Source organism: Paracoccus sp. UBA5162 (genome assembly GCF_002413585.1).
Taxonomy (GTDB): domain Bacteria; phylum Pseudomonadota; class Alphaproteobacteria; order Rhodobacterales; family Rhodobacteraceae; genus Paracoccus.
Genome location: NZ_DHXG01000094.1, coordinates 28088 through 34087 on the forward strand (window position 1 = coordinate 28088; position 6000 = coordinate 34087).

General features: G+C 64.5%; 6 protein-coding genes. 4 read left to right on the forward strand and 2 right to left on the reverse strand.

Features of this window, described 5'->3' with window-relative positions; translation table 11 throughout:
- Window positions 1-60 precede the first annotated feature (60 nt).
- Together B4A72_RS15355 and B4A72_RS15360 are read right to left on the reverse strand one after the other, a co-directional pair.
- Window positions 61-714: a hypothetical protein gene (locus B4A72_RS15355; RefSeq protein WP_292979050.1), complete on the reverse strand. Its 654-nt coding sequence runs from the start codon at window positions 712-714 to the stop codon at window positions 61-63.
- Window positions 701-1105 (reverse strand): DUF4396 domain-containing protein, encoded by a 405-nt coding sequence (locus B4A72_RS15360; protein WP_348670601.1) that lies wholly within the window; start codon window positions 1103-1105, stop codon window positions 701-703. The genes B4A72_RS15355 and B4A72_RS15360 overlap by 14 nt, the downstream gene beginning before the upstream one ends.
- A 492-nt stretch (window positions 1106-1597) precedes the next feature.
- On the opposite strand from B4A72_RS15360, the gene B4A72_RS15365 reads away from it, so the two are divergent.
- From B4A72_RS15365 to B4A72_RS15380, 4 genes are all read left to right on the forward strand, one after another.
- Window positions 1598-2830, forward strand: coding sequence for an SAM-dependent methyltransferase (locus B4A72_RS15365; RefSeq protein WP_292956110.1), 1233 nt, complete (start codon window positions 1598-1600; stop codon window positions 2828-2830).
- A gap of 428 nt (window positions 2831-3258) precedes the next feature.
- Window positions 3259-4650: an ethylbenzene dehydrogenase-related protein gene (locus tag B4A72_RS15370; RefSeq protein WP_292979052.1), complete on the forward strand. Its 1392-nt coding sequence runs from the start codon at window positions 3259-3261 to the stop codon at window positions 4648-4650.
- Window positions 4651-4700: 50 nt separating this feature from the next.
- The gene (locus B4A72_RS15375; protein ID WP_292956104.1) at window positions 4701-5399 is read left to right on the forward strand and encodes a hypothetical protein; all 699 of its coding nucleotides are present in this window, start codon (window positions 4701-4703) and stop codon (window positions 5397-5399) included.
- Between the two features lie 313 nt (window positions 5400-5712).
- Window positions 5713-5955 carry a hypothetical protein gene (locus B4A72_RS15380; protein ID WP_292956101.1) on the forward strand — a complete coding sequence of 81 codons (243 nt, stop codon included), beginning with the start codon at window positions 5713-5715 and terminating at the stop codon, window positions 5953-5955.
- The last annotated feature ends 45 nt before the right edge of the window (window positions 5956-6000 follow it).

The window sequence follows — 6000 nt, forward strand, 5'->3', positions numbered from 1 at the left end:
TTTGGTGGCGATGTTGCCAAGATACGGGCTTCGGACCGCTTCGGCCCGAACCGCGAAAGTCTATCGCCCCCAGCGTTCGATCACTCCGTCCTGCTCGGCCGGATCCGCCAGCACGACCATGACGGTCCCCAATGCGTTCGGTTCTCCGAACACCAGCCGGTCCTGCGGCAGATCGGCCGCACGCCCCCCAAGGTCGAGAAATCCCAGCGTATCCTGCCAGTCGCCGATCATCGCCACAACGGCCCCCGCCGAATCCGTGCCGCGCAATTCGCCAAGCATCCGGCCTTCGGAATTGATGAGGATCGCGCCGCGGTAGTCCTGCTGCCCGGGCATCTGCGACAGGGGCGACGGCCGGGAGGCAGCCAGCGCGGCGGCGGTATCGCGCAGGCGCGACGCGGCGTCTTCGGGGCGGCCGTTCTGCAACTGACGGCGCGCTTTGGCGACCGATGCCTCGGCCTCTGCAAAGGGGCCGGTCCCGCCGGCGCCTTGGCTGGCAACCTCAAGCACACGATAGGCTTCGTCCAGCGCCGGAACGGCCTGCGCCCGACGGCCGGTATCGAGGTCTTCGACGGCCGTCTGCAACTGTGTCGCGGCACCGTCGCGCAGCGCGACCTCTCGGGTCGGCGGCGCGGCCTCCTGCTGAGCCTGCGCCGGCGCGGCGGCAAGAAGAAGCCCGGCTGCGAGACCGGCGCGAAGGGTTTCACGACATCCCATGTTTCCATCCAACCCTGATGAGGACGTAGTTTACCGGCACCGTCAGCAGCGCGCCCGCCAGCAGACCGAAGCTGGCAAAACCCCAGAAGGCGTAGGTCTCGGGCGGCGGCTGCTCGCCAACGACCCGCGGCGTGACCTGCGACATCACCACCCCCATGCCGATCATGACCGAGGCCATGGAAAAGAACTCGGCCCGGAATGCCTTCCACAGCGCCGCGACAAGACCGTTATCCTGCAGCAGGAAGGCCCAGAGCTGGAAGATCAGCCAGCCGAACGCGAAGCCCACGGCATATTCGAACCAGAATTCCTGCCAGAAGGTCACGCCGACCAGACGCAGCACGATCATGGCGGTCATGATCCCCAGCCCGTCGCCGCCGACGCAGTGGATCAGCGCGCCGTTGGTCTTGTAGAACGTATTGTTTACACAATCGTGATGGACCGTCTGCTTCCTTCTCGTCCATCTCGGCGATGCCCGACGGTCGGCAGGTCAGCCAGTAAAGCGCCAGGCCCAGGATCGAGAAGAAGAAGAAGATGATCGGCCAAGCGGCCTTGAGCGGCGGATTGACCGCGGTATTGACGGCCAGCATGTCGTAAAGCGCCCAGGCCGCCGCGGCCATGCCGAACCCATACCAGGACAGGACGAACCACGGCTCTGCAAGAAATCCAGGAAACGCCACTGCGGGCCCTCCGGGCAGTCCAACATTCCGGCCCGCGCGGCGCAGGCACCCGAGGGTTCAACCATCCGGCTGCTTTCAGGTTCCGCAGTCCGGGCGACTTTTCGGCAGGATGCGGGGAACATCCCGCCTTTACAGAACGTTCAGCGGGCGGCACCGTTCGAATAACGGCGCCGACCCCGGATATGCTGCTGCATGGGTAAATCCTGATGTGGATGACATTTCTTGACCAGTTGCTGAGACAGGCGGTGCGGCAGGGAACCCTGATTGTCCACCCGCCCACGGGATCACCCAGCCGTTACGGGGACGGCACGGGCCAGCCGGTGACGGTCCGGATAAACGATCCAAGCTTGCCCCGCCGCATCATGCTGAACCCGGATCTGGGGATCGGAGAAGGCTACATGGACGGCACCTTCACGATCGATGGCGACGATCTTCACGGATTTCTGCGGCTCGCCATTCTCAACAGCGCGAATGCGTGGAAGCATCCCCTTCATCGCATGTTGTGGAAATTGCGTTATCTGGCGCGCGTGACCCGTCAATATAACCCGGCAAGACGCGCGCGCGCACGCGTTGCGCACCATTATGATCTGTCGGGCGAACTCTACGATCTCTTTCTCGACGCCGACAAGCAGTACAGTTGCGCCTATTTCCATTCGGAAACGGACACGCTGGAGCAGGCGCAGGCGCAGAAAAAGGCGCATATCGCCAAAAAACTGCTGATCGAGCCGGGCATGAACGTGCTGGACATCGGGTGCGGCTGGGGCGGCCTGGGGCTGACCCTCGCGCGTGATCACGGCGCCCGGGTGCTTGGCGTCACGCTCAGCGAAGAACAGCACCGCGTTGCCAATGAACGCGCCCGCGCCGCCGGGTTGTCCGACCGGGCGAGGTTTCAGCTGATGGATTATCGCGAGGTCGAGGGCAGGTTCGACCGCGTCGTCTCTGTCGGCATGTTCGAACATGTCGGAAGCCCGCATTACCGCGCGTATTTTCGCACCGTTCACGACAAGCTGCTGCCCGATGGCATCGCCCTGATCCATACCATCGGCCGCACGTTGCCCCCCGGCGCCAATTCACCCTGGATCGAGAAATACATCTTCCCGGGCGGCTATATCCCGGCATTGTCGGAAATGATGGCAGCGGCGGAAAAGGCCGATCTGATGTCTCAGGACATCGAGGTCTGGAGGATGCACTACGCCCTTACCCTGCGCCATTGGCACGACCGTTTCATGTCAAACATCGACCGTGTTCGCGACCTCTATGACGACCGGTTCTGCCGCATGTGGCGATACTATCTTGCGGCATGCGAACAGACCTTCCGCCACAACAGGCAGGTCGTGTTCCAGGTGCAGCTTGCCCGCAAGGTAGACGCCGTGCCGATCACGCGGGACTATCTCTACGCCGCGCCCCGGATGCAACAACGCGACATGGCGGCCGAGTAGCGCCAACGATTCCCGGATCGCGCCGGTCGGCCGAAGGGTCCGGACCAGATCCTGCGCCGATCCGACGCAATCCCTAGATGTGATTTCCAGCCCCGCGCATGACCCGGATGGGGAAACCAGCGCACTGGCAGGCGGCATGAAGCCCCTGCCGCTGCGGGCCCCGGATCGACCGGCCAGAAAAACGCGGCTGCCGTGTGCCGCCGGTCTTCGCGCGAAGCGGCTGCCAGAATTCGCCCAGGATCAACGGGATCAGTAATGGATCGCGCGGCCAAGCGTCCTTACCTGAAGCCGGCGCGACGATCCGGCGGTCAAGGAAGGAACGATGACGATCAAGCGGTGGCAAGCGTCTGGTCAGACCGACCTTCGACCATGAAACAGACGTGAATTCGCGGCAGCGCACAAGCCCGCCCGCGGAGGGGGACGATGGAATGGCAACACGAGTGACGTATCTGGTCGCCTCAACGGCGATCTTTTCAGGCCTGCTGGTCGCGGCCTGGCTGACGCATGGCACCGGCATCGTCAGGGACGATCCCGAACGCAACATCGTCATTCCCGACGAATTGAACAGCACCTTGCAGGTCAAGGTCGCCTATGACGGCGAGACGATCTGGTTCCGATATCGCTGGCCGGCGCCCGATCCGAACCTGATCAACGACCTGCTTGTCCTTGAAAACGGTGGCTGGTCTCTGCGCAAGGGGTCCGAGGTCGGGCCGGACCCGGACCGGCTGGTGCAGGACCGCGTGGCAATGATGGTCGATGACGGATCGGTGCCGCTGTTCTCGCGCTATGGCGGCTATATCACCGTCGGCGACGGGCTGACCAGCTTCACCGGCGTGCCCGAGACCGCGGAGGAGCGCAGCAAATACCTGCCCGAAACGCGCGCGGAGCCAAACAATTTCGACAGCATCCGCCCGGCCAGTGAACTGCAACAACTGCGCGAGGCGGGCTATTTCCTCGATCTGTGGGATTGGCAGTCCGCCCGCACCAATCCGCTGGCGCAGGCCGATGATACATCTGTCGGCGCGGCGCGCGAACCGGATGCAGGCATGGCGCCCTACATTTCCAACTTCGACGAGAGGACAGGCTCGCCGCGCTTCATGTTCGACCCCGACACCGATCCGGGCGCGCCGCTGACCGTCGATGCCGCGACCGCCGGAGAGGTCGGGTTCGACACCGCCTATTTCCTGTCGCAGGCCGCAGCGGTGCCTTTCGATCCGGCCGCCGGCTGGCAAGAGGGCGACACCCTTCCGGCGCAGGTGCTGCGGGCGGGTACGGGATCGCGCGCGGACATCGCCATGCCGGCCGCGGCGCGCTGGCGCAACGGGTTCTGGGACGTGACGCTGCAACGCGCCATGGATACCGGCGATCCGCTGGAAGACAAGATCTTCCGCGAGGGCGGCAGCTATGACCTGGCCTTCGCGGTGTTTCGCAACTCGGCCACGATGCGCTGGCACTATGTCTCGTTGCCGGTCTCGCTGGGGCTGGACCAGCCGGCGCAGATCACCGCACGCCCGTCCCCGCCGGGCCAGCCCGATTTCACCGGTCCCTGGACCGAGGTGCCGATCTATTATCCCGGCCAGGTCACCTGGGGTCGCCTGACCGACCCGCGCCAGCACCCCGGTGCGGACCGGATCGCGGCGCGTGTGCCGGCCGCCTACCAGCACAGCGAACGCCAGCTTGCGCTTTACGGGATCGAGATGGAATTTGCTCCGCAGATCCGCCGCCAATGGCTCTGGACCCTGGGGCTCAGCCTGTCGCTGATCGTGGCATTCGGCGTCGCCATGGTCCTGCTGTTCCGTCGCCCGGAGGGGACGGCATGAGCCTGCGTTGCAAAGCGGATCACCACATATCCGAACCCGGGGAACGGACCATGACACCTGCCCATCCATATCTGCCGACGCTGCGAACCGCGCTGGCCACGACCGCGCTGCTGGCGCTTGGCGCCGGCGCCGCGCGGGCGCATGGCGGCGGCGGCGGCGTCGAAACGGCGGTCGAAGGGATGGCCGGATTTTCGCTTTCGCCGGTCTACCACATCCTCGTGGTGCATTTCCCGATCGCGCTCTGGCTGACGGCGGCGCTGTTCGTCTTCTTCCGGGTGTTTTCGGATTCCGTGCTTGCGGTGCGCCTGGAAAAATCGGTCTGGCCGCTGATCCTGCTGGGCTCGCTGGCCGGGTTCATGGCCTATGGTCTGGGATTGTCGATCTATCCCTGGTCGGCCATCACCCAGTCGCCGCTGGGCCGCAACCATATCATGCTGGCAACCTGGACGCTGAGCTACTGGACGGTGCTGGGCGTGCTTGGCTATCGTTATCGCAGTCATCTGTTCGAGGGTGCACAGCGTTGGGTGACATTCGTGATGACGCTGATCGGCGCAACCGTCGTGACCATCACCGGCACGCTGGGCGGATCGCTCAACGGCACGCCGTCGCTGGTGACCAAGACCATCGGCAAGCTGGGATGGGAGGTCTACATGACCTTCTATCTGCCCACCTGGATGCTTTGGGCTTTCGGCCTGGGGGCCGTGGCGATCGTCGCGCTCGGCCTCTTGGGACGACGGGCGCATGCGTGACGGCGACGGCGAAGCGGCCCGGCCCGCCCGTCCGGCCTGATGCCTTCATGTAACGGACGTGACGAGCAGCGTCTTCATTTCAAGCGCCTCATAGATTATGCGGCGCGACGCCAAAAGGAGGAAACGACAATGATCTTCATCCTGATCTCGCTGGGTCTGTCCGCCCCGGTCCTCTGGGCTGCTGTCCGCCCGCAGCCCGTTGCAGTCCGCGCCCCCGTGTCGAACCGATCCGGGCCGGAAGGCCACGGATCCGCGCGGCCGGGTTTCTGATCCCGATCCGCTCGAAATCATCACCTTGCAGGAGACCATGACAATGAACGCGACACGCATCATCGGCTTCGCCTCGGCCGGGCTGCTGGCCATCGCCGGCGCAGCCTTCGCCCACGAGATGGACACCGATCAGGACGGGCTCTACTCGCTAAGTGAAATGCAGACCGAATATGCCGATCTGACACAGCAGGATTACGACGCGCTGGACACCAGCAAGGATGGCGCGGTCGATGCCGAAGAACTGGCGGCGGCAATCGAAAACGGCGCTTTGCCATCGATGGAATAGGGCTTGCCAGGTCAGCCTGCCCGCGCGAGCGACGAGGCAAGGTAT